The sequence below is a fragment of the Mycobacterium sp. NPDC051804 genome (assembly GCF_044452905.1).
Lineage (GTDB): Bacteria > Actinomycetota > Actinomycetes > Mycobacteriales > Mycobacteriaceae > Mycobacterium.
Genome location: NZ_JBITCD010000004.1, coordinates 138,058 through 164,252 on the forward strand (window position 1 = coordinate 138,058; position 26,195 = coordinate 164,252).

Genomic DNA, 26,195 nt, shown 5'->3' on the forward strand with positions numbered 1-26,195 from the left:
GTGGGGGTGGGGGTTACTTGGCGGCGGCGGTGGCCGGCGGGCAGTAGACGTCGACGTAGGCGGCGATGTCGCCGTGGTTGGCGCGGGCGATGCGGTGGTCCTGGCGGGTGGAGATGACCGTGCAGTCCGACAGTGGGCTGGTGCTGGCGGTGTTGACGACCACCCGGAAACCCTGGTTCTTGAGCTGGGTGACGGTGTCCTGGGCGGTGGGCACGCCGGAGGTGGCGGCGTCGGTGTCGGCAGAGGCGGTCGACGCCAGGCCGATCGCCAGTCCGGCGAGGACGGGGGCGGCGAGGGCGGTGAGGGCGATCTTGGCGGTTGCGGTGGTGTTCATGATGTCCCTGTCCTTTGGTGGTCTGTTCCGGGTGAACCGGCTGATCACAAAGTTATGACCCTCATAGGGGCCGGGACATCAGGCGAAAGATGTGTTTGCTACACCCCATATGGGGCAAATCATGCAGACCGCGTCAGGCGGTGGGCAGCACCCGGTTCTCATGCGCCCAGGCCGCGGCGGCCGTGCGCGATGAGACGTCGAGCTTGACGAAGATGTTGGCCAGGTGTCTGCCGACCGTCTTTTCGCTGATGAATAGCTGTTTTGCGACGTCGCGGTTGGACGCGCCGGCGGCGATGAGAGCCAGCACCTCAACCTCTCGCTTGGTGAGCCCGCCGGGCAGCTCGGCGTTGGTGGCCGCGGTCGGTTTGGCGGCGAGCTGTTGGTAGATCGATTCGGCGTTGGCCCGGTCGGACGCGGCGGCGGCACTGTCGCCGGCCGCCTCGTGGGCCAGCGACAACCACTCGCACACCTGCGCCATCTCGTAGCGCCGCTGGGTGGTCCGGTATCGGCGCAGCGCATCCTGCAGCAGAGGTACCGCCTCCGCGGCGGCGCCCTGCTTGACGAGCACAGCGCCGCGGGCGTGCAGAGCCCATGCCCGGAAGCCGGGGGAGTCGAACTTCTCGGCGCCTTCCTCGAGTTCGCGGCAGTACTTGTCGGCATCCTCGACACGGTTGCGAGCCAGTGCGATCTCGATCGCCGCGGGCAGCATCCGGATGCGGCTGATCTCGTCTTCCTCGGCGTCCATCCGCATCCGCAGGTCGTTCCACGCCGCGGTGTCGTCGCCGAGTTGGCATCTCAGCAGCGCTTCACCGGGCAGCGGTTCGAAGCCGATCTCACGTGCCTTCCGGAACGCCGCCCGGGCGCCCTCGATATCACCCATCCGACGGCGGATGTCGCCGAGTTCGTAGTGGCCTTCACCCGCCGTCCCCACGTGAAAATCCTCGATGGCCGCAAGTGCATCGACGAGCCGCTGTTCCAGTTCTCGGTAATCGGCTGTGGCGCTGAGCAATTGCCACTTGTGAATTTCGCATGTGGTGCCGTACCAGGTTGCCGTGACCTCAGGGCCTTCGCGCCACTTGTCCATGGCGTTGGTCCAGGTTTTCATGCGGGTCATATCACCGAGTCGGTAACACTCGTGGATCACGGCGCAGTAGATATCGCCCGCCCAGTCCACCGGAACCTGGCCCGCCAGCACCGGCAGCATCGCCTCGTCCAGTTCGGCGAGGGCCTCACTGGTGCGCGCGAACGGAAGCTTGGACAGGCCGCTGGCGGTCAATCCAAGTGCGGTCAGTCCCGGTGAGTTACGCCGGCTGACGAACTCAACGAGTTCCTCGGCGCGCTGAACCCCGGCGTCGAATTGCCCGTCGATGACCGCTATTTGGGAGTCCACGTACAGCAGGTAGGCGAACGCCTCGTCTTCCGGCGATGATTCGAGCAGTCGGCGCGCGCGATTCACCCAGACCCTGGTGATTGTCTGGTCACCACCGTTGAGCCACTGCAGCGCGACGTCGGCCGCTTTCATGGCAGCAGTCTTCGTGTCGTTCTCCGCCACGAGCCGGTTGAAGGCCTCCTCCGACATGCGGATGGATTCCCTACCGTGGCCCAGTCGCCATGCCGCCATACCGAACGACGACAGGTCGTCGGTGCTCAGCTCCTCGGTCGTGCCCGCGCGGCCGTAATGGTCATAGGCGGAGCGCCAATCGCCCTTCGAGTAGGCGTCTCGCGCGGCGAGCAGGGCGTCGTCTGCGGACATGTCAACAGACGGTATCGGCTACTCGTCAGCGCGGGGTGAACTTGACGGCGACGATCTTGTCGCGGGCGAACCCCTCGGCGAACTCGTCGAGGGTCGGGATGCGGTCGTCGCGGAACTTCAGTCCCATCATCGTCTGGGCTTTCTTGACGCCGTAGGACTCGGCGGCGCGGTGCGCGAGAGCGGCGACGGTGGGCGGGTCCGAGATGACCTCGCCGTGCATCTTCGTGGTCTTCCCGTTGTGCAGGACCTCGGCGTCCGCACCCCCGCTGAAGTTGTGCTTCCATCCCGCGTTCGCGATGGCGTACAGCGCGCCGTCGATGTGATGTGCACTCACCGGAATCGAGAACTGCCGCCCCGACTTTCGGCCCTTGAAGTTCAACACCATCAACTGTTTACGCAATGGACCGGCCAGCGGGGTGCCCAGTAAAAAGCGCAGCATCGGATTGGCAACTTTGAGCAGCTTCTCCGGCGGATGATCGGCCGAGACCGCGGGCAACTGATCAGTCATAGCGTTCACGGTATGCCTGATCGGTGACGTGCTGGACGGTATTGCGCTAAAGGTTTCCCAGGTCGTCGGGGACGTCGACGGCGTTCTCGCGTAGCGCCTCGATCGGCACGATGTCGAGCGTGCGCTGGTGGGTGCAGGCAAGGACGACTGGGGCTGCATAGCCGTCCTCGTAGGCCTTCAGCCAGTTCACCGCAGTGACGCACCAGCGGTCGCCGGGCTCCAACCCCGGAAAGCGGTACTGCGGCATCGGGGTCGACAGATCGTTGCCGATCGAGCGCTGATGTTCGAGGAACTCCGCGGTCACGACGGCGCAGATGGTGTGCCTGCCGACGTCCTGAGGTCCGGTCGAGCAGCAGCCGTCGCGGTAGAAGCCGGTCATCGGGTCGGTGCCGCACGGCTCCAGGGGGCCGCCCAATACGTTGAGTTCACCCACCGTCCCAGTATGGGCCTCTCGGTGTTCGCGCAATGGCAGGACGGGCGGGAGACACCGGACGTCTGCTCGTCACCGACTGGACAGACGGCTTTCCGACACTCGGCCGTGTCTGTCCGTCCGAGCCGCCGCGCTGTTCTCAAGGGTGCGCTGGTGCTCAGCGCGTTGCCGGTGGTCGGGTTCACGGCCGATCGACGTTCCAGCCCGCTGCAATCCAATCCGTTCACGCTGGGCGTGGCGTCCGGTGAGCCCTGCGCCGACGGTGCCGTCATCTGGACGCGGCTGGCGCCGAATCCGTTGGCCGATGACGGATTCGGCGGCATGCCCGCACGCGGGGTCGACGTCGAATGGGAAGTGGCGCGCGACGAGTGGTTCAGCCGGGTCGAGCAGCGGGGAGTGGCGACGGCGGTCCGGGAGTCGGCGCACAGCGTGCACGTCGAGCTCACCGGTTTGCGTGCCGGCGCTGACTACTTCTATCGCTTCCGCACCGGTGCACATGTGTCGCCGGCCGGCCGGACCCGCACCGCGCCCGCGGACTGGTCGCTGGCGCCGATGACGATGTGCGTCGCATCGTGCGCGAACTACGAGCAAGGCTGGTTCACGGCTTACCGGAGGCTTGCCGAGGAGCAGCCGGATCTTGTTGTGCACCTTGGCGATTACCAGTATGAGTACGCGGCATCAGGCAAGGGTGTGCGTGCGCATGTCGGTCCGGAGACGGTGACGCTGGCCAACTACCGGCAGCGGTACGCGCAGTACAAGACCGATCCGGATCTGCAGGCCGCACATGCCGCGGCGCCATGGGTGGCGGTGTTCGACGACCACGAAGTGGCGGACAATTGGGCTGGCGAAGTACCCGGAGAACCGGACCCCGCTTTTTTGGGACGACGCGCCGCGGCACTGCAGGCGTACTACGAGAACATGCCGTTGCGTCGGTCTTCGGCGCCGCACGGGATCGACATGCGGCTGTACCGGCGGGTGCAATGGGGCGGCCTCGCGACGCTGCACATGCTCGACACGCGGCAGTATCGAACCGATCAGCCTTGTGCCGACGGGTTTCGCGCGAACTGCGTCGAGCGCGTGCTGCCGTCGGCCACGCTGACGGGAGCCGAGCAGGAACGGTGGCTACTCAACGGTTTTCAGCGATCCCGGTCGCGGTGGGACATCCTCGGTCAGCAGGTGTTCTTCTCGCAGGTGGAGTTCACGCGCGGTCCGGGTCGTGGCTTCAACCCCGATGCGTGGGACGGCTACACGGCCAATCGCGACCGGATCGTTCGCGGCCTCGAGGATTCACCAGTCCGCAACGCCGTGGTGCTCACCGGCGACGTGCATTCGCATTGGGCGGCTGAGGTGCGTTCGCGGTTCGACGATCCGGGGTCGCGTGTGGTGGCGACCGAATTGGTGACGACGTCGATCAGTTCCGGCGGCGACGGGTCCGATATGCGCGACGACATCGCGGCGGTACTGCCCGAGAACCCGCACATCAGGTACTTCAGCGGTCGCCGCGGCTATGTACGGGCCCGCTTCAGCGCTGACGAGATGCGGGCGGACTTCCGTGTGCTGCCGTATGTATCGCAGCCAGGCGCCGACGTGCGGACGGGCGCGTCGTTCGTCGTCCCGGACCGCGCACCCGCGCTGCATTCGGTCGTGTGACCCGGCGCGTTTGGCGGGAAGGTATATATGCCCACTGCCAACCTCTGAGCGACTTTGTCGCTGAAGGTAGTCACCGCAGTAGTAGTTGAGCGACAAAGTCGCTCCGAGGTTGGCACCACGACGGATGCCTCCCCGCCCGGCGCGGCCTGGTTGCATGCACTCTGCGCCGATCAGGTGGCATGCTTCTGACATGGCGGGCATACCCGACACCGTCTACACGCGGGGCGGCGACGCGCACGTCGCATACCAGGTGGTGGGGGACGGTCCGGATCTTCTGTTCGTGCCCACCTCGACATTCCCGATCGATCTGCTGTGGGATGACCCAGCGATCGCCGGCTACCTGCGACGCTTGGCGTCGTTCAGCCGCGTCGTTCTGACCGACCTTCTCGGCGTCGGCAGTTCCGACGCGGTTCCCGTCCACGAGCGCCCCGCGATGCAGTCCTGGACCGATGGCCTCCTCGACGTTCTCGATGCCGTCGGCAGCGAGTCGGCGTCGATCTTCGCCATGTCGGAGTCCGCATTACCCGCCATGCTGCTGGCGGCCAGCCATCCGCAGCGTGTGCGTTCGCTGGTCCTCTGGAGCCCGTTCGCGTATTACCTGCAGACGCCGGACGTTCCGTTCGGGATGCCGGAATCCGATGTCGCGCAATATATCCAGTGGTGTGAGGACGAGGTCGGCACCGGCAAGACGATGATGCTGACACCCAGCTGGGAGGACAACCCGGCGAAACGGCGTTGGCTGGCGCGCGGCGAGCGCCTCGCAGGTGGCCCGGGGTACCTTTCGGCGATCTTGGACTTGTTTCTCCGGACCGATGTGCGTCCAGTTCTCGACAGCATCCAGGCGACGACCCTGGTGATGCACCGGAGCGGCGATCGGCACGTGCCCGACGGCCATGCTCAGTATGTCGCGCAACGGATTCCGCATGCCCGCTGGGTCGAGTTCGACGGCGACGACCATGAGTGGCTCGCCGGCGACAGCCATTCGGTGCTCGACGAGATCGAGTCGTTCCTCACCGGTGCGCGTATCACCGCGCCGACCAATCGTGTGTTGTCGACGGTGTTGTTCACCGACATCGTCGGGTCGACGGAGCGGGCGTCGGCGGTGGGTGATGCGGCCTGGTCGGAGGCGCTGAGTGCGCACAACCAGGTCGTCGAGCGCCACGTTGCGGGGGCTCGGGGGTCCGTCGTCAAGTTCACCGGTGACGGTGCCCTGGCAACTTTCGATGGCCCGGCGCGAGCGATCAACTGTGCCTGTGCGATTCGTGATGCGGTATCCGAACTGGGTTTGTCGATCCGGACTGGGTTGCACACCGGGGAGGTTGAGATGGTCGACGGTGATGTGCACGGAATTGCGGTGCATATCGCCGCGCGGATCATGGGGCTTGCGGGGCCGGGAGAGGTTCTTGTCTCGGGGGCGATTCCGCCGTTGGTGTTGGGGTCGAAAATCTCGTTCGACGACCGCGGCCGGCACGCGCTGAAGGGCGTGCCCGACACGTGGCCCGTCCTCGCGGTGGCCCGCTAGATCCGCCCGTTCTGCGTCATCCACCGCATGACCTGCCAGCCGATGAAGACCGGCAGCCAGGTCGTCAGCACGCGGTACAGCAGCACCGACGGGACGGCGACTGCGGCGGCCATCCCGAACGCGGCCAGACCACCGATCAACGCGGCCTCGACCGCTCCGACACCGCCGGGCGTCGGCGCCGCCGATGCCAACGTGCCACCGACCATCGTCACGACCGTGACCGTGATGAACGACGTGTCGCCACCGAATGCCTCTATCGCTGCCCACAGCGCAAACGCGTTGCCGAGAGTGGTTGCCGCACAACCGAGCACGATCACCGCCAGCCTCTTGGGCTCGCGACCCAGCTCGATGAGGTGGCCGAGCACCTCCTGCAACCGCGGCCGCACCGACGTCGCGAGCCAGCGCCGCAGTCGGGGCACCAGCAGGAAGGTGCCGATCAACCCCAGCAGCAGTCCGGCCACCAGATACAGCACGTTGACGCTGGGCACAAACCGGGACAGGTTTGCGGACACACCCGCCGCGGTGCTGAAGAAGATCAGCAGGATGATGTGAGTGATGACCTGAACCGACTGTTGCAGCGCGACAGCGGTCGTCGCACGCATCGGGGTGACGCCGCCCTTCTGTAGATACCTCGCACTCAAAGCGAGACCGCCGACACCCGCAGGCGTCGTCGTGGCGGCGAACTTGTTGGCCACCTGCATGACGATCAAGCCCCACAGCTTCACCACGCCGTCGGCCGCTGCCCACAACGCCGCTGCCGCACCGAGATACGTCAGCCCAGACGCAGCCAGCCCCAGCAGTGCGAACCACCAGTTCGCCGTGCGCAGTTCGGTGAGGAACGTCGGCACCGAGCTGATGAACGGATACGCCACGTAGACGAGCGCGCCCAACAGCACGAGCTGGATGATCTGGCCGCGGGTGAACCTGGTGACGGTCTCAGTTCGGATCTCGTCGACGCGCGTCTGACTTTTCACCTCGTCGCGAGCGGCGGAGATGACGGCCTTCGGATCGCGAACAGACTGCCGGATATTCAGTGGCACAGCCGCTTTCGTCAACCGCCGCGATGCCGACAGCACGGTGTCCTTGCCGAACGCGTCGATGGCCGCCCGCACCGCCGACGGTGCGTCGTACAGGTGCGTCGTCGTCACCAGCAGCTGCGCGATGTCCGAGCGCAGCTGCGCGTCGGTCGCACCGTACTCGGCGTTGCCGAAACCGCCGAACAACACGGACTCCTCGACGGTGATCTCGCTGGCGCGCAGGTCGCCGTGCGAGATCTGGCAGTCGTGGAGTTCGCGCAACGACTCCCACACCCGGCTGACGGGAATGGCTGCCGTGCAGTCGCCGAGCGGCGTTCCGCGGGCGGGGGTGTGCGCATACAGCGTCCAGCTGCGTTCGAGTGCGGCGACGGCGATCGTGGAGATGTTGGCGATCTTCAGCTGACCAATCGCGATCGCCATCAGCGCCCGGTGCTCGACGGCGCGTCGCATCGACGCGTGCAGCGGCGCGGTCTCCCGGTCGCGGAACCGCACTTTGCGCCACACCTGCAGCAGCACACCGCCGCCGCGCTGATGTGGGCCGTACATCTCCATCACGGCCGTCGTCTGCTGCTGTTCACACACCGCGTGCAGGATCAGCGGCCCCGCGCCGGACGGCCGCACCACCTTGAGCGCGGTGACGACGCACCCCCGGCGGGCCATGGCACGAACCGCGCCCTCCAGCGGGACGTCGAGGCCGGGGGTGCCGACGACGAGCACAACCAACGCGCCGACGAACCAGCCGACCGCGAGCCCGAACAGCGAGCGCGCCGGCACCACCGCGCTGATGACCAGATGGATCGGTACGAACGCCAGCAGCAGCGCCCACCACCAGCGCCGCCAACGCGCGGGCAGCCAGGGCCCCGAGACGGTGAGCACGGCGGCGAGCATCGCGATCCAGCGCGGGTCGTCGACGAACTGCGACGGCAGTGTGTCGAGGCGGTCGCGCAGGTCGAAATGCCACTGCGGCGCCGCAATGCCGGCATTGGTGATGGACAGCGCGAGCCCGGCGATTGCGGCGGCGGCCGCATACGCGCCCAGCAGCTTCCACTGCCGGCCGACGATGAGGCTGACGAGGATGACGAACGGCAACGCCAGAATCGCGACGCCGTACGCCAGATACACCAGGTTGGCCTGGGTGGGGGTGAGGACGGCGACGATCTCGGAAACCGACCGCTCGAGGGCGACCCATTCGTTGCGAGTGATCAGCGAGCTCGTGATGACGACGGCAAGAAACACCGCGGACAGGACCACGCGGAAGATGTCGTTGGTCCGGCGGATCAACGGCTGCAGCAGGCTGCCCGTGACGGTGACGTCTCGCCCGTCAACTCGCATAGCTAAAGGATCTTTCGGATGCGGCGCGCCGGTGCGCGACTCGCCGACACATTAGCCGCACATCTCGTGACCGAGGTTATCGGAAACGCTGAAGTTGTTGCCGGGGCTCACTCCCGCACGTAGCGTATTAGGCATGAGTCCAACAGCGCAGGATGGTCTGCCCCCCGGGCCCAAGATGCCCGCCGCCTTGCAGCTGGTGATGATGATGCGGTGGTGGCCGCAGTTCGTTGCGGCATGCCGCCGCAGGCACGGCCCGATCTTCACGCTACGGAACACGATGATGGGCAAGATGGTCTACCTGGCCGATCCGGATGCCATCAAAACCGTGTTCGCCGGCGACCCGCAGATTTTCCATGCAGGTGAAGCCAATTCGATGCTCAGCGGTTTGTTGGGCGCCAGTTCGGTTTTGGTGATCGACGGCGACGTCCACCGTGAACGGCGCCGGCTGATGATGGCGCCATTCCACCGCGACGCCGTCGCCCGGCAGGCCGATCTGATGGCCGACATCGCCGCGGAGAACATCGCGGGCTGGCCGGTGGGCCGACCGTTCCCGGTGGCGCCGAAGACGTCGGAGATCACGTTGGAGGTGATCCTGCGGACGGTGATCGGCGCCAGCGATCCGGCGCGGCTCGCCGCGCTGCGCGACGTGATGCCGCGGCTGCTGAAAGTCGGTCCGTGGGAATCGTTGGCAATCGCGCAGCCGAAGCTCCTCGGCCGACTCCCGTGGCGGCGGTTCGCGCGCAATATGGCCGAAGCCGACCGCCTGCTGTATGCCGAAATCGCCGATCGCCGCGCTGATCCGAAACTCGCTGAGCGCACCGACGCCTTGGCGATGCTGATCCAGGCGAACGGCACCGAGATGAGCGACCAAGAGCTGCGTGACCAACTGATCACCCTGCTGGTGGCGGGCCACGACACCACTGCCACCGGGCTGGCGTGGGCCTTGGAGCGGCTGACCCGCCACCCGGAGATTCTGGCCAGGGCGGTCGCCGCGGCTGAGGCCGGCCCGGTTACCCAAGCCTCCGGTGACGAGTACCTCGACGCGGTCGCCAAGGAGACGCTGCGCATCCGCCCGGTGGTGCCCGATGTCGGCCGGATCCTGAAGGAACCCGTCGAGGTCGGGGGATACCAGCTACCGGCCGGGGTGATGGTGGTCCCGAGCATCACGTCGGTGCACGCTGACCCGACCATCTATCCGGACCCCGACAAGTTCGATCCGGACCGCATGGTGGGCACGACGTTGAGTCCGACGACGTGGTTCCCGTTCGGCGGCGGCAATCGGCGTTGTCTCGGTGCGGGTTTCGCGATGGTGGAGATGCGGATCGTGCTGCGTGAGATCCTGCGCCGCGTCGAGTTGAACACCACGTCGGAGCCCGACGAGAAGGTGAGGCTCAAGCACGTCATCATGACGCCGCAGCGTGGCGGAAAGATCACCGTCCGTGCCGCCAAGAAGGTGGCGGCTGAGGTTGTCGCCCACTATTAAGACTTTCTGGCAAACGTGATGTAGTTTCGATCGACACGTGAGGCGGGGGGCCCGCGCCGAGGAGTTGACGGTGGATGCGACACCATTCGGGCACTATCAGCTCGAGGGGCTGATAGGCCGCGGGGGAATGGGCGAGGTCTACCGGGCCTACGACACCAAAACCGACCGCATAGTCGCCCTCAAGGTGCTGCCGCCGAACATGGCGGCCGACGAGACGTTTCAGGCGCGGTTCCGGCGCGAATCACAGGCTGCCGCGGGCCTCAACGACCCACATGTGGTGCCAATCCACAGCTTCGGTGAGATCGACGGTCGACTCTTTCTCGATATGCGCCTGATCGAGGGCCGCAACCTCGGGACGATGCTCAACGACACCTCGGGCCCGCTGGATCCGGAGCTTTCGGTGAAGGTGGCCGAGCAGGTCGCCACGGCGCTGGACGCCGCGCACGCCGCCGGACTTATCCATCGCGACGTGAAACCGTCGAACATCCTGGTCACCGACCGTGACTTCGTCTACCTGATCGATTTCGGCCTGGCGCGAAGTGCGGGGGAAGTCGGGCTGACGACGGCGGGCAGCACCCTGGGGACGATGGCCTACATGGCGCCCGAGCGGTTCGAGGGCAAGCCGGTCGACCCGACGTCGGACATCTACGCGTTGACGTGCGTGCTCTACGAATGCCTGACCGGCGTGCGGCCGTATCCGGCGCAGAGTCTCGAGCAGCAGATCGCCGGGCACATGACCCAGCCGATACCGCAGCCGTCGGCGGTCGATCCGAGGCTCGCGCCGTTCGACGACGTCATCGCCAAGGGCATGGCCAAGAAGCCGGACAAGCGCTATCAATCGGCCGCCGCACTGGCCGCTGCCGCACGACGTGCTCTGAATACGCCGGTGCGCCTGCCCGGTAGTGGACGTCACAAGCGGCGTGCCGCACCACCCAAGCGAAGCGTGTCCGGGCGCATGATCGCGGCCTCCATCGCGGTCGCGTTGGTCTTGGTGGCCGGCGGCGTCGGGGTCTGGCAGTGGCGTGGCGGGTCGGGCGGCGCCCAGCCCGCGAGCGTGGCGGAGAGTTCGTCGACAATGACGCCGGAGGCGCGCCCTGGCGCCGTGGCGGAGATCGCGGCCACGGTCCCAGAGGACATCAGGTCGACGGGCAAACTGATCATCGGCGTCAATGTGCCTTATGCCCCAAACGAATTCAAGGACTCCAGCGGGCAGATCGTCGGATTCGACGTCGATCTGATGAACGCGATCACCCGCACGCTCGGCTTGGCGCCGGAGTACCGCGAGACCGCGTTCGAGGCCATCATCCCCTCGGTGCGTGGCGGCGACTTCAACGTCGGTATGTCGTCGTTCACCGACACCAAGGAGCGAGAGGAATCGGCGGACTTCGTCACGTACTTCGAGGCGGGCACGCTGTGGGCGCAGCGACCCGGCGGTGGAGTGGATCCGAACAACGCGTGCGGATTGTCGGTCGGCGTCGCCTATCCGTCTCTGCAGGAGGCCGAGGAGATTCCGGCGAAGAGCGGCGTGTGTGAGGCAGCCGGGCTGCCGCCGATCAACAAAAAGGTGTTCGTCAGCCAGGACGACCTGACCGCGGCATTGATCAGCGGGGAAGTCGATGCGATGTCGGCGGATTCGCCGGTGACGCTGTTCGCGATCAAGACCTCGGGCAGTGAGCTGGAAGCGGCGGGTGACGTGTTCGACTCCGCGCCCTACGGCTGGCCGGTGCCGAAGGGCTCGGGGTTGGCGCAGTCGCTGGTGACGGCGCTAGAACACCTGATTCAGACGGGCGAATACAAGACGATCGCCACGATGTGGGGCGTCGAGAAGGGCATGATCGCCACGCCGACGATCAACGGCGCCACGAAGTAGCAGCGCCAAATTGTTATCAACAGCGTGCCGCCTTGATGCGCGGAGTTCGCTGTATCAGCGGTGATACTGGGGGAGATGGCCACCACGACCAACAGCCGACCAACCCCGGGTTCCAGACACACCCGCGCGCAAGAGAATCGTCCTCGCCGGCCTCTGTTGTTGGTTGTGCTCGTCGCCGCGATGGCGTCCATCGGAATCGTCGGGGGCGGCGTCGTCATCGGCCGCAACATCTCCCCGGAGCCCGAGTCCACGCAGAGCAGCAGTGCGCCGGCACCGCAACCGACGCAGGTGCCTGCGTCGCCCACGACACCCGCCGCCCCGCCGCCCGTCGACAGCGGGCCGTTCGCCACCGAGTTCGCCTCTCTCGCGGCTCAACTCAACGCGACGGTGGGCATCGAGGTCCGCCCGGTGGGCGCGGGACCGGAACCGGTGACGGCAGGCGAATGGAGCACCGGAACGGCGTGGTCGACCATCAAGGTGCCGCTGGCCATCGCGGGGCTGCGTGAGACCAATCCTCCGGAAACCACCGACGCAATGCGCGCCGCCATCACCCAATCGGATAATGAAGCGGCCGAATCGATTTGGCAGAGCTTGGGCGATCCGGTCACGGCGGCCAAGAGGGTGGAAACAGTGCTCGCCGACGCCGGCGCACCGACCACTGTCCAATCGCAAAAGGTGCGACCAGAATTCACCGCGTTCGGTCAGACCGAGTGGTCACTGAGCGACCAGACGACGTTCCTGTCGTCCGCATTCTGCGACCCGAGGAACCAGCCGATCCTGGACCTGATGGGCCAGATCTCCCCGGATCAGAGCTGGGGCATCGGCAGAATTCCCGGTGTGAAGTTCAAGGGCGGCTGGGGACCTGCGCTCGACGGCAACTACCTCGTCCGCCAATTCGGAGTCATACCTGTTGGTGATGGTTTCGCCGTGGTTGCGGTGGCCGTCGCGCCGAACTCAGGTTCGTTCGACGACGGCACGCAGGCGTTGACGAAGGTCTCGGCCTGGCTCCAGGAGCACGCTGCTCTGCTGCCCGTCGGCAACTGCTAGAACAAGTAGACGACGGCATCCCTGCCGCCTTTGCAGGTGATGAAAGCATCGCCGGGGCGGGCGACGCACTCCATCACGAAATTCGGTCCGTTGCAACCGGTTCCGTCACCCAGCACGGTGCGGCAGTCGACAGACCCCGCCGCGAGCACCTGCCTGCGCTCACGACTCGCATCGCTGAAGGTCCGCCAGTAGGCCTGCAGCACACTCTCGGTGAAGAGGCAGGAAGTATCGGCCGAACCCCTACGGGCGTGAGTGCCGGGATCGTTGCGGCCGGGCAGCGAATAGTCGCCCGTGCAGCTCGTCCGGTTGGCGCTGTTGTCGGGCCCGACCAGCGGCGGCGGAGGCGGTGCACCGACGCCAAGCGGTTGCTCGGCGGGCGGCGGCTCGGACGTCGGCCCCGGATCTTTCGAATCGGGATCCGTGCCGGGTTGCTGGACCGGGGGATCGGGACGATCGGGCTCAGTGGCGACGGTTTTGGAGTCCTCGTCGCTCAGCAGCCCGATCACGACCCCGATACCGCCCAGCGCGACCACCGCAACGACCCCGACGACGGCAGGTATCAACCACTTGCGCGAGGCCGCAACCGGAGGTGGCGAGCTGGCCGGCCGCGGTGCACTGGGAGTTGGCGGCGGGGTGTAGGACGGCGGCGGCGGGCTGTAGGACCGGGGAGCGACGTTGGTCGGTCGCTGCATGGTCGGGTTACTGAAGTCGCCCGCCGGTCGCGGATAGGCCGGGGCGCGCTGCGTCGGCAACTGAACCGTGGGTGCCGGGACGGGTCTGACCGTGGTGTCGGACTCCACTGCACGTTGGGTCGCGCGGCCCAGCGCTCCGCAGCTGCCATAGCGGTCATCGGGTTCCTTGGCCATGCCGCGGGCGACGACGTCGTCGAACGCCGGTGACAGGGTCCGATTCGCCTGGCTTGGCTGCGGGGGCGGCATGAACAGATGAGACGTCATGATCTGTTCGATGCTGTTCGCCTGGAATGGGGGTTCGCCGGTCAGGCATTCGAAGAGAACGCAGGCGAGCGCATACACGTCGACCGCGGGAGTGGCGTCGCGGTCGCGGAATCGTTCCGGAGCCATGTAGGTCCACGTGCCGATCTGCATGCCGGTGTTCGTCAAACCGCTCTCGCCCTTGGCTTCGGCGATACCGAAGTCGACGAGATACGGGAAATCCGACGGCGTGACGATGACGTTCTGGGGTTTGACGTCGCGGTGGATCAGCCCGGCGGCGTGTGCGGCGTCCAGGGCGGCGGCGACCCCGCCGATGATGAACGACGCCCGCGCGGGAGGCAGCGGTCCCGAGCTCAGCAGGTCCTGCAGGGTCTGACCTTCAACGAGCCGCATGTCGATGTAGGGGTGCCCATCGATCTCACCCCAGTCGTGGATCGGAATGACGTGCGGTTCTTGAAGAACGGCGGCTGCCCGCGATTCCCGCTGGAAGCGGGTCCTGAACTTCTCGTCCTGCCAGAACTGCTCGCCGAGGATCTTCAGCGCGACCGTGCGGCCCTTCTTCGTATCGTCGGCCCGATACACCTCACCCATGCCCCCGCGGCCCAACAGGCCGGTGAGCCGGTAGTGGCCGAACATCTGGCCGACGCGCGTGTTCTGAGAATCCACCGCGATCCTCACCTCCTCCACCACGCAGTATCCGTCGCAGGCGGGATTCTTCGCATAATCTTCCTAGCTGAAGACCGCGAAGCGGCAAAGTTGGGCAGGAAGATCTGTACTGACAGGGGTAATGATCGAGTGAACGCGCGATTCGCACTGACGGTCGCATGCGCGGCGCTGCTGCTGACAGCGTGCACATCTTCGGTGATCGATGGCCGGGCGACGTCCATGCTTTTCAACCCCGAGCGTGTCGGCGGTCTGCCGGTCAGCGAGGGGCCGAGTGGTCCGCGGCCGAATGCGCCAGAACCCGAAGGCACCGTCGAGTACACCGACGACGGGCCGATGGATCGCCTGGCACTGTTGTCGGTCAACGATATTCAGGAGTTCTGGACCGAGCACTACGAGAACTATCTGCCGGGCCAGTTCGAACCGGTGGACACCCTGGCGTCCTACGACTCGAACGATCCGAACAGCCCGGAGCTGTGCGGCTCATCGATGTACGAAAGCCCCAACGCCGCATTCTGCTTCCGGCTGAACACGATGATCTGGGACCGCGGAGTGTTCCTGCCCGTGGCGCAGGAGTACTTCGGTGACATGGGCGTCGTCGGCGTGATCGCGCACGAGTACGGACACGCGCTGCAATGGATGGCCGGTATCGCCGATATGGACACCCCCGGACTGGTCAGGGAACAACAGGCCGACTGCTTCGCCGGGGTATACCTGCATTGGGTGGCCGCCGGAGACTCGAAGCGGTTCACATTGAGCACCGGCGACGGTCTGAACCACGTGCTCGCCGGGGTGATCTACATCCGCGACCGCCTGGAAGGCGGACCGTCCGACGACCCGCACGGCTCGGCGCTCGACCGCGTCAGTGCGTTCCAGTTGGGGTTCACCGGTGGTGCGGATCAGTGCGCGGCGATCGACATGGACGAGATCACCAAGCGTCAAGGTGATCTGCCCGAACACGTCACGTTCGACTCCGGCACGTCGCTGGACAGCCCGATCAACGACGACACCCTCTCGAAGTTGATGGCCGTGCTGGACACTACTTTTCAGCCGACGGAGGCGCCGTCGCTGACCAAAGACCGGGCCGAATGCACAGGCGCCACGATCACCGAACCGACGTCGTTCTGCCCGGATTCCAACAAGATCTTCGTCGACATGCCTGCCCTCGAGGCGGCGGGCGCGCCCCGGAACGAGGAAAGCGATGAGGTGCTGGTGCAAGGCGACAACACCGCGCTGTCGATGGTGACGTCGCGCTATGCACTTGCGATACAGAAGGAGCGCGGCGTGAAACTCGATACGCCCGTCGCGGCGTTGCGCACGGCCTGCCTGACCGGCGTCGCGCAGGGGCAGATGACCGAAGGGGACGGCGCCGACTTCATCCTGTCGCCGGGCGACACCGACGAGGCGGTGGCGGGGCTGCTGTCCAACGGTCTGGCCGCCAGTGATGTCAACGGGGTTCCGGCGCCGGCGGGCTTTTCCCGGATCCTCGCCTATCGGCTGGGGTTGTCCAGCGGCATCGACGAGTGCTTCGAGCGGTTCTCATGACGCGCCCACCTGAGGGCGGCTCTGGGCAACCCTGGTGGCAGCGGCCAGGTGGTGCACCGTCACCTGGCCGACCCGCGGGCCCACCGCCGCAGCGGCCGCAATACCCGCAGCAGCCGCCGCGACCTCACTATCAACCGCCGCCGCAGCAGTATCCGCCGCAGCAACAACCTGGTTGGCCGCCTGCGCCGCCCACTCCGCAGCCGCAGTACTACCAGCAGCCCGCCGCACCGCAACCGCCGGCGTCGCCGCCACCCGCGAGCCCCCAACAGTCTCGGCTCCCGATGATCGCGGGGGTGGTTGTCGCGATCGTGGTGATCGGCGGCGCGGCATTGCTCGGCGGGCTCTGGATCTCCGGATTCCTCGGCAGCGGAACGGTTCTCGATGTCGGGACGGCCGAGGCCGGGGTGACGCAGATACTCAGCGATCCGATCAACGGCTATGGTGCGAACGAGGTCTCGGCGGTCAAGTGCAACGGCGGCAAGAATCCGAAGGTCGAAGCCGGCGAGGGCTTCGCCTGTGCCGTGACCATCAACGGCGCGGAACGCACTGTGCAGGTGGTGTTCCAGGACGACCTGGGGACCTACGAGGTCGACGGGCCGCGCTAGCGCGTCAGCGCAGACCGGCTTCGATGTCGGCGACGGTCTCGGTCGCCCCGGGCCCGCAGATCGTCGGCAGGTCGACTGGGCCTGCAGCGAGGAGGCTGTCGACGCGGTTCTGGAGATCGCCCGACGTGATGTGGTCATAGAGGCTCGTGCCGGGGCAGATCGTCGACGGGCTGAAGTCCCGATGGCCCGCCAGCGTATCGGTCGGGATGCCGAATTGCTGTGCGGCTGAGGCCAGTACGAGGGCAGTGCCATCGAGCTGCTGCTCGGTCACCTGCTCCTTGTCGAAGTCGCCCTCGCAGACGACGAGGAAGTGGCCGGTCGGGTCGTAGCTGGTTGCGGTGTCGCCCACGAGGTCTGGACGTCGCAACTGGTAGATGTTCCCGTTGCGGTCGACGCTGAAGTGATAGGCAATGTCGATCCACCCGTGGGTGTCCTGGTGGTAGCGCTGATGCTGACGGAGCCGGGCGGGTGCGTTCGCGTTGTCGCCCAGCGTGACTTCGGTGTGATGGACCGTCATGCGGTTGAGCGTGTGTGTCCTGCCGCCGGGGCGGGCTGCTGCGGCGCCCCAGGCGTCCCGGCACAGGATCTGATGAGCGACGGGCGCGGCAGACGTCACCGCCGATACGGCGATCGGTGCGGCGGCGGCCGCCAGCCCGGCGCCGCTCAGCCAGAGCATCTTGCGCCTGCTGATGCGGTCCATGGCGCTCAGGATAAGCACAGACCTTTTACGGCAGAACGGTTCTCATCAACATCACGTTGTACGCCGACCACAGCGACACGTTGTAATACAGCTCCCTGCCTGTCGACCACGGATGCAGGAACGGAGCGTAGATACCGCCGGGGAACTGCATCGACGGGACGAGCAGCCGCTCCGGGCTCCATGGCCCCTGCGGTGCGGGCGCTGTCCTCATCACCATGTCGTTCGCGCCGTTGCCATACAGCACCAGGTACTGGCCCAGATGCTTGTTGAACTGCGCGGACATCTCGCTGACGGGTCCGGGGATTACCGGTGTGGCCGCCCCGGGGTCGCCGGGCACCCAGGTGTTGGACGCCGAACTCCAGTACTCGTACCGGCGAAGGTCCGGCACACCTTGGGGCAGCACCCGCGATATGTACGCCGCGCCACCGCGTCCCGATGGGGTGCCGAACGAATAGATGTAGGGGTCGCCAGGGCCGGGTTGCATGAACGCGCCCTGCTGGAAGTTCTCGTTGCCCGCCACGTACTGGACCCGGTCGGTGCTGTTGGGCGAGGCCGGACGCACGGAGTCCGGGTAGACGCCCCAGTGCTCACCGTTGTCCGGTGACACCGCGATCGCGGAGAAGTTTGTCGTCCAGCGACCGTCGCTGTCCCAGTTCTTGATCGACATGAAGTTCAGGTACTGCTTGCCGCCCACGGCGATTCCCGCGGTCGGAATGATGCCTTTCTCGGTCGGCGAGAACTTGATGCTGTTGATGATCTGCTTCGAAAGCCCTTGAGACCAAAGGGGAGAACTCGATGCTGACACCGTGTTGGACAACGCGCCGTCGCGGCTGCGGAACAGGACGTTGTAGCGCCACTGCTGGCCGCGAACACCGCAATAGCCGTAGGTGTCGCCGAAGGCCATCAGGACCTCGCCGCTGCCGTTGTCCCACATGATGCCGAGGTCGGTGCCGGTGATGGCGAACCGTTTGACGGTGTCATTCGGGCTCTCGGGTCCGGTCACCCAACCGACGAGTGACGTACCCGGTGGCGCCGGAGGCGGAGGAGGCGCCGGCGGTGCCACCGGGTTGGCATCGGGAACAGGCTGCGCGGGGTCGGTCACGACCGCGGCCTGCTGGTCGTAGCGGGACGCCCCCTGGACCTGCCCCAGGCTGGGCAGGGCGGCGCCGTCTACCGCGCCGGTGGGCCGCTGGCCTCGAGGTCGCCCGTCGCCCGGCAGGTCAGGAGTCTCGCCGGTGTTCGATGCTGCGGGCGGTTGGATGGCGGCGGCCGCACCGCTGCAGGGCTGGGCGAATGCGGTCGGTGCCACGCCGATGGCGACGGTCAGGACGGTCGCCGATACCGCCGATATCGATGCGATGAGTTGACGCGGCGACATGTCACACCTTTCATGGCACGACGTCGCGGTGACGTCATAAGCTGCCTGATGTGACGATAGTGATCAGTGGGGTCTTTGTGACTACTGATACCTGGATGGGTACCAGTCCGTGACCGTGTCGTAACCGTTGAATCGATACGCACTGGCGGGTCGTCAGAAATATTGTCGCTGAGGCGAAGTCATCGAGACTATTTCCAAAGCGCGCACCTCGAGACGGACTGCTCTCTCAAAGCAGTTGGGACACAAGCGAATACGTTTATCAAGATTCGCCGTGCTATCTTTTAGCCGGGTGTCTGTCGACATCCGTTTCACAATGGAAGAGTAGAAAAGTATGACGCAGGGAACTGTGAAGTGGTTCAACAGCGATAAGGGTTTCGGCTTTATCGCACCGGATGGCGGAGCGGACGATGTCTTCGTTCACTTCAGCGAAATCCAGGGAAGCGGTTACAAGTCGCTCGAGGAGAATCAGCGAGTTGAATTCACCGTCGAGCAGGGGGCCAAGGGTCCTCAGGCAGTCGGTGTGACAGCCGTTTAAGTACATCTTCGTTGTGTGGGCTGGTGGATATTTTCCGCCGGCCCACATCGCGTTTCGGGGACTTTTGCGATCGGATCGAGAGGCGCGTCACCACGAGGGCTACCGGTCGGGTAAATTGAGACTCAGGCCGTTTCGCCTCAGCATTCCTTTGACTTCGCTCCTGCGACCAGCCTGCGGACAGATCTAAGTTCGCCCACATCGTATGTATGGGCTGTACCCGTACGTTTTAAGGACGTGTTCTATGGAATCGTCGGACCTGTTTTCGCACCCACACAAGCCGCAGGTCGTCGAGAAGCGCGGGAGCTCCACGGAGCCGACAGAAATGCCAACCTTCTCGGACAGAGACCAGAAGAAGTCAGCATCTTCTAAGCCTTCGTCGTGAACGGTCTCTCCGGGACGCGCCGGATGGCGCGGCCCGTGCGGCTGCTGCTCGCCCGCCAGTTGGGATCCGACATCGACGGGGCCTGGTGGCCACATTCCGCATCGGTCGCCGCGGAGCTGCCTGAGCTCATCGGTGTCCTGCACGCGCCCTTGGGCGAGATCGTCGATATCGGGATCAACTGGTCGCCCACCGAGGGGCCCGTCGACCTCGACTCGATCGTCACCGGTGTGCGGAAGGTCGATCGGCCGGGCCCACGGCGGCCCCGCCTGATGAAGGTCGAGGGGCGCGGTGCGTGCGCGAAGCTGCTCGTGGTGCCCTACATGACGTCGCCGAACCTCGGCGCGATGGTCATGCGCTGCGCCGCCGGCCTACCCGCAGCAGATGCAGATCGCGGTAGTCAGCTCTGGGAGACCGCGCACAACGTCATGGGTGTCGCCAAGGCCGAGAGCGCAATGTGGACAGGCAGATTGCGTCAGTCCTCGAGTGCGCGCCCCACGATCAGTGGATCCGGCTCACCGACGACCTCGTCGTCCTTGTCGTCGTAGTCGAATTTGGCGAGGAGATAGCGCATCGCGTTGAGGCGGGCGCGCTTCTTGTCGTTGCTCTTCACCACGATCCACGGTGCGTAATCCGTATCGGTCGCGGCGAACATCTCCTCCTTGGCCGCTGTGTAGTCCTCCCACTTGTCGATCGACGCCATGTCCATCGGCGAGAACTTCCAGTTACGGACCGGATCGACCAGTCGGATCGCGAACCGGGTGCGCTGCTCCGAAGGTGACACCGAAAACCAGAACTTGGTGAGATCCAGGCCCTGGCTGACGAGCATGTCCTCGAACATCGGTGCCTGCCTTAGAAATTCGGCATGTTCCTCGGGGCTGCAGAACCCCATCACCTTCTCGACGCCGGCGCGGTTGTACCACGAGCGGTCGAACAGAACCATCTCCCCGGCCGTTGGTAGATGCGTGACATAGCGCTGGAAATACCATTGCGCCTTCTCGAGGTCGGTGGGCTTCTCCAACGCCACCACCCGCGCACCGCGAGGGTTGAGATGCTCCATGAACCGTTTGATGGTGCCGCCCTTTCCGGCGGCGTCGCGGCCTTCGAAGACAACGACATGACGGGCGCCGGTGTGCTTGCTCCAGTTCTGCAGCTTGAGCAGCTCGATCTGTAGCCGCCGCTTCACGCGGTCGTACTCGTCGCGGGGCAGCCGAGCGTCGTACGGATATCGCTCACGCCACGTTTCGATGTGATCGCCGTTGTGGTCGAGCAGGATGGGGTCGTCGTCATCGTCGTCGTTGACGGTGTAGCCATGTGTATCCGACGAGAGCGCCTCGAGATCGATGTCGGTCATAGGCCCACGCTAGGACAGTCGCCGCTGGCTGTGGGTTTCTCGCGGGGCCAAAAAGTCGCTGCGGAGGCGCATATTCACCCGTAAATTGGGGAATCTCGACCAGGTCAGCTAGCGCAGTAAAGGAATCTCGGTGACCCATGGCGAGTAAGAACACCGGCGACGGTCTGCCCGATGTCGTCGTCACTGCAGTGGTGTCGAGCAACGCCTTGGCGACCAACGCCGAAGACACCTGGCAGCAGTTGTTGGAGGGACAGAGCGGAATTCGCCGTCTCGACAAGCCATTCGTCGACGAGTACAACTTTCCCGTTCGCATCGGCGGTGCACTCCGCGAGGATTGGGACCAGCACCTCAATCGTGTCGAGTTGCGCCGGCTGTCGTACATGCAGAAGATGTCGCGGGTGCTGGGCCGTCGGCTCTGGGATGCCGCCGGCTCCCCGGAGGTCGACACCCGCCGCCTGCTCGTCTCGATCGGGCTCGCGCTGGCCAGCACCGAGGCAATGATCAACATGTACTACGACCTCAACGAACGTGGACTGCGGGCGGCCAACCCGCTCGCGGTGCAGATGCATATGCCCAATGCTCCGGCCGCCTCTGTGGGCCTGGATTTCCAGGCGAAGGCCGGAGTTACGTCGCCGGTAATGGCCGACGCTTCGGGTGCCGCGGCAATCACGGAGGCCTGGCAAGCAATCGTTCTCGGCGAGGCCGACGTGGCCATCTGTGGTGGCGTCGACAACCTGATCGAAGCCGTACCCGTCGCGGCATTCAACAATCTCGGGTGGTTGACCACCAACGACGACGATCCGGCAGGCGCATGCCGGCCCTTCGACACCGACCGCGACGGCATGGTGTTCGGTGAGGCGGGCGCACTGATGCTCATCGAGACCGAGGAACACGCCAAAGCCCGCGGCGCCCAGATCCTGGCCCGTCTGATGGGCGCGGCGATCACGTCCGACGGCTACGACGTCGTCAACCCGGACCCCAGCGGGGAACGGGCCGGCGACGCCATCAGCCGAGCGATCGCGCTAGCCGGGCTCAAACCGACGGACATCGACCACATCAACGCGCACGCCACCGGGACCACGTTCGGTGATCTGGCCGAGGCGCGGGCGATCCGGCGCGCACTGGGTGACCACGCGGCGGCGGTGTATGCGCCCAAGGCTGCACTTGGTCATTCGTTGGGTGCCGCCGGTGCGGTGGAGGCGGTGCTGACGGTGCAGGCGCTGCGCGACGGCGTCGTACCGGCGACACGCAATCTCAAGGCGCTCGACCCCGAGATCGATCTGGACGTGGTGGCCGACCGGCCACGGCACGGCGACTACCGGTACGCGGTGTCTAATTCCTTCGGCCTCGGCGGTAACAACGTCACGTTGGCCTTCGGCACGGCCTGACAGCGGTCAGGCCTTGGTCAGCGTGAACTGGCCGAGTTCGCTGATGCCACGCTCGAAGAAGTCTGCGCACCCGATCAGATAGCGCATGTATCGGTCGTAGACCTCGACGGATGTTGCTGCGACGGCGGCGTCACGCGCGGCCTCGAGGTTCGTTGCCCACGTGCGCAGCGTGCGCACGTAGTGCGGGTTCAGCGTTTCGACGTGCTGCACGGAAAACCCTGCGCTGCCGGAATATTCGACGATGTCCTCATCGCACGGGATCGAGCCGCCGGGAAAGATTTCCTTGGCGATGAACCGCATGAACTTCAGGTCGCTCATCACGATGGGGATGCCCATCTCGGGCCAGCGTTTCAGCGGATGGCCCATGATCGTCTGCAGCACCAAGCGGCCGTCGTTCGGCAGAATGCGGTGGCACGTCTCGAAAAACGCCCCGTAGCGCTCCTTCGGGAACGCCTCGAATGCTTCGATGGACACGATGCGATCGACCGGCTCTTCGAACTCCTCCCAACCGTGCATGAGCACCCGGCGGGAGCGTTCGGTGTCGATGTCGTCGAGCAGTCGCTCACAGTAGACGGTCTGGTTCTTGCTCAGGGTCAGGCCGACGACGTTGACGTCGTAGCTCTCGACCGCGCGCTTCATCACCGACCCCCAGCCGCAGCCGACGTCGAGCAACGTCATACCGGGCTGCAAATCCAGCTTGCCAAGCGCCAGATCGATTTTGGCTAACTGCGCCTCGCCGAGCGTCATGTCCTCATGCTCGAAAAACGCGCAACTGTACGTTCGCGAGGAATCCTGGAAGAGTCCGAAGAATTCGTCCGAGAGGTCGTAATGGGCCTGGATTTCTTCGAAGTGGGGCCGCATATCTGTCGATCTGGACTTGATATCAGTCATTGTTGACGACCCTACTAAATAGATTTAAATGACTCCGAAGGAATCACGCCTTCTCGCAAGTGAACTGACACACATCGGTGTATCCGTTGCGGAAAAGGTCGGCACAGCCGGTCAGGTATTTCAAGAAACGCTCGTACACCTCGTCGGACGTAATTGCGATCGCTTCGTCCTTATTGGCCTCGAGATTAGCTGCCCACGTGTCGAGGGTCCGGACGTAGTGCGGTTGCAGATGTTGTTCGCGGGTGACGTCAAATCCTGCCTTGGTGGCATGGTTGGTGACCATCGAGGCCAGCGGCAAACGACCGCCGGGGTAGATCTCGTCCATGATGAACTTGATGAAGCGGACCCGCGACATGGTCAGCGGTAGTCCCTTGGCTTTGATCTCTTCGTCCTCGGGAATGATGATCGTGTGTAGCAACATGACACCGTCGTCGGGCATGCAGTTGAACGTCTTCTTGAAGTAATCGTCGTACTTGTTGAAGCCGAAGTGTTCGAACGCGCCGATGGACACGATGCGGTCGACGGGCTCGTCGAAGTCCTCCCACGGTTGCAACCGGACTTCCATCTGCCGCTTGCTCGTCGAGTTGGCGAACCAATGGTCCTCGATGTGTTGTTTCTGGTTCTCCGAGAGAGTCAGCCCGATGACGTTGACGTCGTACTTGTCGACAGCCCGCATGATGGTCGAGCCCCAGCCGCAGCCGATGTCGAGCAGCGTCATCCCTGGCTGCAGCCCCAACTTGCCGAGCGACAGATCGACCTTGGCCATCTGGGCTTCCTCGAGAGACATGTCGTCGCGCTCGAAATACGCGCAGCTATAGGTCTGGGTCGGGTCCTGCCACAGCTTGAAGAATTCGTTGGAGATGTCGTAGTGGAACTGGACTTCCTTCTTGTCCGAGCCACGAGTCTGAGCCGCCGACTCTGAAAGCCACTTTGATTGTGGCGTTGGCGCGCTCACCTGGGTTTTGGCATTCGAATCAGCCACTCATGGCTCCTGTCCCGCATCTATCCGGGGTTTTGACGTGTCGGTTGACATGTGGGTGTTCCCCGTTTGAGCCGACGTTACGCCTATGACTTGTGACGAATCAGGCATTCGCAATGCGCCGCAACCCTTTGTAGACTCGGCTACTGAGCAAATCGCTTGTGCTGCTTTGCTTTCTGTAGTCTTCGCCACAAACAGCCTGCTTCGGGGAGTGGGTTAAAGACGAGGGCGCTACGGGAACTCATTTTGGGCACGGGCGGATCGACCTGCAAACATCGCATACCGGAAGGATTCATATGGGTTCCCCGAACGGCGGCACTCGCGTGGGTACGCAATTCGGACCGTATGAGCTTCAAGCGCTGATCGGCGAAGGCGGCATGGGCGAGGTGTACCGCGCCTACGACACGGTCCGAGAACGCCTGGTGGCGATCAAGGTGCTGCGCACAGAGGTAGCGGCAGACCAGGGCTTTCAGCAGCGGTTCCGGCGCGAGTCCCGCGTCGCGGCGCGTCTGCAGGAACCGCACGTCATACCGGTGCACGATTTCGGCGATATCGACGGCGTTCTCTACATCGACATGCGCCTGGTCGAAGGCGTCAGCCTGAAGGACGATCTGCGGGTCAACGGCGCATTGCCGCCGACGCGTGCGGTGTCGATCATCAGCCAGGTCGCTGCCGCGCTGGACGCGGCGCATGCCAGCGGCCTCGTTCATCGCGACATCAAGCCGGAGAACGTGCTGCTGACGCATGACGACTTCGCCTATCTGGTCGACTTTGGCATCGCTCATGGCGGCGGTGAGGCGAACGTGACGAGCACCGGGCTTGTCATCGGCTCGTGCGCCTATATGGCCGCCGAGCGGTTCAGTGGCGGCCGCGGTGGACCCGCCGCGGATGTGTACTCCCTGACCTGCCTGCTCTATGAATGCCTGACCGGCCGCGCCCCGTTCGAGGCGGGAGACGTGCGGCAGATGATGGGTGCGCACATGTTCTCGCCGCCGCCGCGGCCGAGCATCATGCGCAGGGGGATCAACCGCGCGTTCGACGACGTGGTCGCGAAAGGCATGGCCAAACAGCCGAACGACAGGTACACGACCGCCGGTGAGCTGGTCAAAGCCGCCGCAGCGGCGATCTCGGATTCGACGCCGGCGCCAACGCCCGTTCCGCCTCCACCCAGCGATACGAGGCAGTTCTCGGCAGCCGACCCGAACCCGGCGCGGACGGGCTACCAGCCGATGCAGGGTCCGGTGCCGCCGCCGGTGTTGCCTGCCAAGAAGTCACGGTTCGGCCCGACCCAGGTGGCACTGATGGCCGCGACGGCGGGGATGTTCATCGTGGCCGTGGTGCTCGCGACGGTGCTGGTGTTCGGCGATCGCGATGGTGGGTCGGCGCCGCAGACCAGACTCGCGGCGCCGGTGCCCTCGACGACGACGGTCACGACCACGTCGACCGAGGAGGAAGCACCGTCGACCGGCACTCCCAGCACGACCACGACGACATCACCGTCGACCAGGTCCGAACCCATTTCGGGGGTGTCGGGCACGGACGCGCAGGGGTTCGTCGGCCACACGGCGCGCTGCGATGCGGGCACGTCACCCGCAGCGGCGATCAGGACCTCGAATTCCATTGCGGTCGTGTGTGAGTCGGGGCCGGGCAGCTATTACTACCGCGGTGAACGGCTGCGCGACGGTGCCAATCTGCAACTTGCGAACGCGACTCCGTCGGGCCGCGGATTCACCGCGACCAACCCCGCCGACGGCGCTCGCTACGAGGTGCAGCCCGACATGCTGACCATTCTCAGCAGGGGCGGGGTGGACTCCGCGGAGCCGGCGCTCGAGTACGGCGCGGATCAGCGGTAGACGGAC

General features: G+C 65.3%; 23 protein-coding genes. 11 read left to right on the top strand and 12 right to left on the bottom strand.

Translation table 11 applies throughout. The features are described 5' to 3' along the window. Positions 1-13: 13 nt before the first annotated feature. The 4 genes from ACIA48_RS16160 to ACIA48_RS16175 all read right to left on the bottom strand — a co-directional run bounded on the left by ACIA48_RS16160 (position 14) and on the right by ACIA48_RS16175 (position 3,028). The gene (locus ACIA48_RS16160; protein ID WP_396733264.1) at positions 14-334 is read right to left on the bottom strand and encodes a hypothetical protein; all 321 of its coding nucleotides are present in this window, start codon (positions 332-334) and stop codon (positions 14-16) included. A 133-nt stretch (positions 335-467) separates the two neighbouring features. Further along, entirely contained in the window at positions 468-2,087 is a 1,620-nt protein-coding gene (locus ACIA48_RS16165) for a LuxR C-terminal-related transcriptional regulator (protein WP_396733267.1), read from the bottom strand. Positions 2,088-2,112: 25 nt separating this feature from the next. Next, complete coding sequence (locus ACIA48_RS16170; RefSeq protein ID WP_396733270.1) at positions 2,113-2,595, bottom strand: hypothetical protein; 483 nt, start codon at positions 2,593-2,595, stop codon at positions 2,113-2,115. Between the two features lie 46 nt (positions 2,596-2,641). Then, a complete protein-coding gene (locus ACIA48_RS16175) occupies positions 2,642-3,028 on the bottom strand; it encodes a DUF2237 family protein (protein WP_396733273.1) in 387 nt (128 codons plus the stop codon). Between the two features lie 105 nt (positions 3,029-3,133). Here ACIA48_RS16175 and ACIA48_RS16180 point away from each other — a divergent pair, with 105 nt between their 5' ends. Further along, complete coding sequence (locus tag ACIA48_RS16180) at positions 3,134-4,675, top strand: alkaline phosphatase D family protein (protein ID WP_396733276.1); 1,542 nt, start codon at positions 3,134-3,136, stop codon at positions 4,673-4,675. Positions 4,676-4,865: 190 nt separating this feature from the next. Beyond that, positions 4,866-6,197, top strand: coding sequence for an adenylate/guanylate cyclase domain-containing protein (locus ACIA48_RS16185; protein ID WP_396733279.1), 1,332 nt, complete (start codon positions 4,866-4,868; stop codon positions 6,195-6,197). On the opposite strand, the gene ACIA48_RS16190 is transcribed toward ACIA48_RS16185, so the two are convergent. Continuing rightward, entirely contained in the window at positions 6,194-8,566 is a 2,373-nt protein-coding gene (locus tag ACIA48_RS16190) for a lysylphosphatidylglycerol synthase domain-containing protein (protein ID WP_396733281.1), read from the bottom strand. The genes ACIA48_RS16185 and ACIA48_RS16190 overlap by 4 nt on opposite strands. Before the next feature lie 133 nt (positions 8,567-8,699). Between ACIA48_RS16190 and ACIA48_RS16195 the strand changes: the two genes are divergently transcribed. The 3 genes from ACIA48_RS16195 (at position 8,700) to ACIA48_RS16205 (ending at position 12,966) form a co-directional block, all read left to right on the top strand. Continuing rightward, positions 8,700-10,049, top strand: coding sequence for a cytochrome P450 (locus ACIA48_RS16195; protein ID WP_396733284.1), 1,350 nt, complete (start codon positions 8,700-8,702; stop codon positions 10,047-10,049). Positions 10,050-10,119: 70 nt separating this feature from the next. Next, on the top strand, positions 10,120-11,919 hold the full coding sequence (locus ACIA48_RS16200) for a bifunctional serine/threonine-protein kinase/transporter substrate-binding domain-containing protein (protein ID WP_396733286.1): 1,800 nt from the start codon (positions 10,120-10,122) through the stop codon (positions 11,917-11,919). A gap of 75 nt (positions 11,920-11,994) precedes the next feature. Further along, on the top strand, positions 11,995-12,966 hold the full coding sequence (locus tag ACIA48_RS16205) for a hypothetical protein (protein WP_396733288.1): 972 nt from the start codon (positions 11,995-11,997) through the stop codon (positions 12,964-12,966). On the opposite strand, the gene ACIA48_RS16210 is transcribed toward ACIA48_RS16205, so the two are convergent. Then, the gene (locus tag ACIA48_RS16210) at positions 12,963-14,585 is read right to left on the bottom strand and encodes a serine/threonine-protein kinase (RefSeq protein WP_396733291.1); all 1,623 of its coding nucleotides are present in this window, start codon (positions 14,583-14,585) and stop codon (positions 12,963-12,965) included. The two genes, ACIA48_RS16205 and ACIA48_RS16210, sit on opposite strands and share 4 nt — an antisense overlap. Positions 14,586-14,714: 129 nt before the next feature. Here ACIA48_RS16210 and ACIA48_RS16215 point away from each other — a divergent pair, with 129 nt between their 5' ends. Further along, positions 14,715-16,127, top strand: coding sequence for a peptidase (locus tag ACIA48_RS16215; protein ID WP_396733294.1), 1,413 nt, complete (start codon positions 14,715-14,717; stop codon positions 16,125-16,127). Here ACIA48_RS16215 and ACIA48_RS16220 read toward each other — a convergent pair. After that, positions 16,122-16,379 (bottom strand): hypothetical protein, encoded by a 258-nt coding sequence (locus ACIA48_RS16220; protein ID WP_396733297.1) that lies wholly within the window; start codon positions 16,377-16,379, stop codon positions 16,122-16,124. The two genes, ACIA48_RS16215 and ACIA48_RS16220, sit on opposite strands and share 6 nt — an antisense overlap. A 29-nt stretch (positions 16,380-16,408) precedes the next feature. Between ACIA48_RS16220 and ACIA48_RS16225 the strand changes: the two genes are divergently transcribed. Then, complete coding sequence (locus ACIA48_RS16225; RefSeq protein ID WP_396733299.1) at positions 16,409-16,732, top strand: DUF4333 domain-containing protein; 324 nt, start codon at positions 16,409-16,411, stop codon at positions 16,730-16,732. A 4-nt stretch (positions 16,733-16,736) separates the two neighbouring features. Here the strand turns inward: ACIA48_RS16225 and ACIA48_RS16230 are convergent, their stop codons facing one another. Both ACIA48_RS16230 and ACIA48_RS16235 read right to left on the bottom strand, forming a co-directional pair. Then, a complete protein-coding gene (locus ACIA48_RS16230) occupies positions 16,737-17,432 on the bottom strand; it encodes a peptidoglycan recognition family protein (RefSeq protein ID WP_396733302.1) in 696 nt (231 codons plus the stop codon). Positions 17,433-17,457: 25 nt separating this feature from the next. Then, on the bottom strand, positions 17,458-18,810 hold the full coding sequence (locus ACIA48_RS16235; protein WP_396733304.1) for a DUF4185 domain-containing protein: 1,353 nt from the start codon (positions 18,808-18,810) through the stop codon (positions 17,458-17,460). A 331-nt stretch (positions 18,811-19,141) separates the two neighbouring features. On the opposite strand from ACIA48_RS16235, the gene ACIA48_RS16240 reads away from it, so the two are divergent. Then, positions 19,142-19,345 (top strand): cold-shock protein, encoded by a 204-nt coding sequence (locus ACIA48_RS16240; RefSeq protein WP_014209407.1) that lies wholly within the window; start codon positions 19,142-19,144, stop codon positions 19,343-19,345. Between the two features lie 378 nt (positions 19,346-19,723). Continuing rightward, complete coding sequence (locus tag ACIA48_RS16245) at positions 19,724-20,272, top strand: DUF5994 family protein (protein ID WP_396733307.1); 549 nt, start codon at positions 19,724-19,726, stop codon at positions 20,270-20,272. Here ACIA48_RS16245 and ppk2 read toward each other — a convergent pair. Further along, positions 20,200-21,078 carry a polyphosphate kinase 2 gene (ppk2, locus tag ACIA48_RS16250; protein ID WP_396733310.1) on the bottom strand — a complete coding sequence of 293 codons (879 nt, stop codon included), beginning with the start codon at positions 21,076-21,078 and terminating at the stop codon, positions 20,200-20,202. The genes ACIA48_RS16245 and ppk2 overlap by 73 nt on opposite strands. Positions 21,079-21,215: 137 nt before the next feature. On the opposite strand from ppk2, the gene ACIA48_RS16255 reads away from it, so the two are divergent. Next, positions 21,216-22,466: a KasA/KasB family beta-ketoacyl-ACP synthase gene (locus ACIA48_RS16255; RefSeq protein ID WP_396733313.1), complete on the top strand. Its 1,251-nt coding sequence runs from the start codon at positions 21,216-21,218 to the stop codon at positions 22,464-22,466. Positions 22,467-22,472: 6 nt separating this feature from the next. Here ACIA48_RS16255 and ACIA48_RS16260 read toward each other — a convergent pair whose 3' ends face one another. Together ACIA48_RS16260 and ACIA48_RS16265 are read right to left on the bottom strand one after the other, a co-directional pair. After that, entirely contained in the window at positions 22,473-23,357 is an 885-nt protein-coding gene (locus tag ACIA48_RS16260; protein WP_396733316.1) for a cyclopropane mycolic acid synthase family methyltransferase, read from the bottom strand. Positions 23,358-23,400: 43 nt separating this feature from the next. Beyond that, positions 23,401-24,339, bottom strand: a complete 939-nt coding sequence (locus tag ACIA48_RS16265; RefSeq protein WP_396733319.1) for a cyclopropane mycolic acid synthase family methyltransferase — start codon at positions 24,337-24,339, stop codon at positions 23,401-23,403. 293 nt (positions 24,340-24,632) lie between these two features. Here ACIA48_RS16265 and ACIA48_RS16270 point away from each other — a divergent pair, with 293 nt between their 5' ends. Beyond that, positions 24,633-26,189: a serine/threonine-protein kinase gene (locus ACIA48_RS16270; RefSeq protein ID WP_396733322.1), complete on the top strand. Its 1,557-nt coding sequence runs from the start codon at positions 24,633-24,635 to the stop codon at positions 26,187-26,189. Positions 26,190-26,195 lie beyond the last annotated feature (6 nt).

Excerpts from the sequence above, each read along its gene's own strand:
- ACIA48_RS16230 (WP_396733302.1), bottom strand. The coding sequence starts at position 17,432 with ATGGACCGCATCAGCAGGCGCAAGATGCTCTGGCTGAGCGGCGCCGGG.
- ACIA48_RS16260 (WP_396733316.1), bottom strand. The coding sequence starts at position 23,357 with ATGACTGATATCAAGTCCAGATCGACAGATATGCGGCCCCACTTCGAA.
- ACIA48_RS16195 (WP_396733284.1), top strand. The coding sequence starts at position 8,700 with ATGAGTCCAACAGCGCAGGATGGTCTGCCCCCCGGGCCCAAGATGCCC.
- ppk2 (WP_396733310.1), bottom strand. The coding sequence starts at position 21,078 with ATGACCGACATCGATCTCGAGGCGCTCTCGTCGGATACACATGGCTAC.
- ACIA48_RS16240 (WP_014209407.1), top strand. The coding sequence starts at position 19,142 with ATGACGCAGGGAACTGTGAAGTGGTTCAACAGCGATAAGGGTTTCGGC.
- ACIA48_RS16160 (WP_396733264.1), bottom strand. The coding sequence starts at position 334 with ATGAACACCACCGCAACCGCCAAGATCGCCCTCACCGCCCTCGCCGCC.
- ACIA48_RS16185 (WP_396733279.1), top strand. The coding sequence starts at position 4,866 with ATGGCGGGCATACCCGACACCGTCTACACGCGGGGCGGCGACGCGCAC.
- ACIA48_RS16235 (WP_396733304.1), bottom strand. The coding sequence starts at position 18,810 with ATGTCGCCGCGTCAACTCATCGCATCGATATCGGCGGTATCGGCGACC.
- ACIA48_RS16270 (WP_396733322.1), top strand. The coding sequence starts at position 24,633 with ATGGGTTCCCCGAACGGCGGCACTCGCGTGGGTACGCAATTCGGACCG.
- ACIA48_RS16225 (WP_396733299.1), top strand. The coding sequence starts at position 16,409 with ATGATCGCGGGGGTGGTTGTCGCGATCGTGGTGATCGGCGGCGCGGCA.
- ACIA48_RS16205 (WP_396733288.1), top strand. The coding sequence starts at position 11,995 with ATGGCCACCACGACCAACAGCCGACCAACCCCGGGTTCCAGACACACC.
- ACIA48_RS16170 (WP_396733270.1), bottom strand. The coding sequence starts at position 2,595 with ATGACTGATCAGTTGCCCGCGGTCTCGGCCGATCATCCGCCGGAGAAG.
- ACIA48_RS16165 (WP_396733267.1), bottom strand. The coding sequence starts at position 2,087 with ATGTCCGCAGACGACGCCCTGCTCGCCGCGCGAGACGCCTACTCGAAG.
- ACIA48_RS16190 (WP_396733281.1), bottom strand. The coding sequence starts at position 8,566 with ATGCGAGTTGACGGGCGAGACGTCACCGTCACGGGCAGCCTGCTGCAG.
- ACIA48_RS16255 (WP_396733313.1), top strand. The coding sequence starts at position 21,216 with ATGGCGAGTAAGAACACCGGCGACGGTCTGCCCGATGTCGTCGTCACT.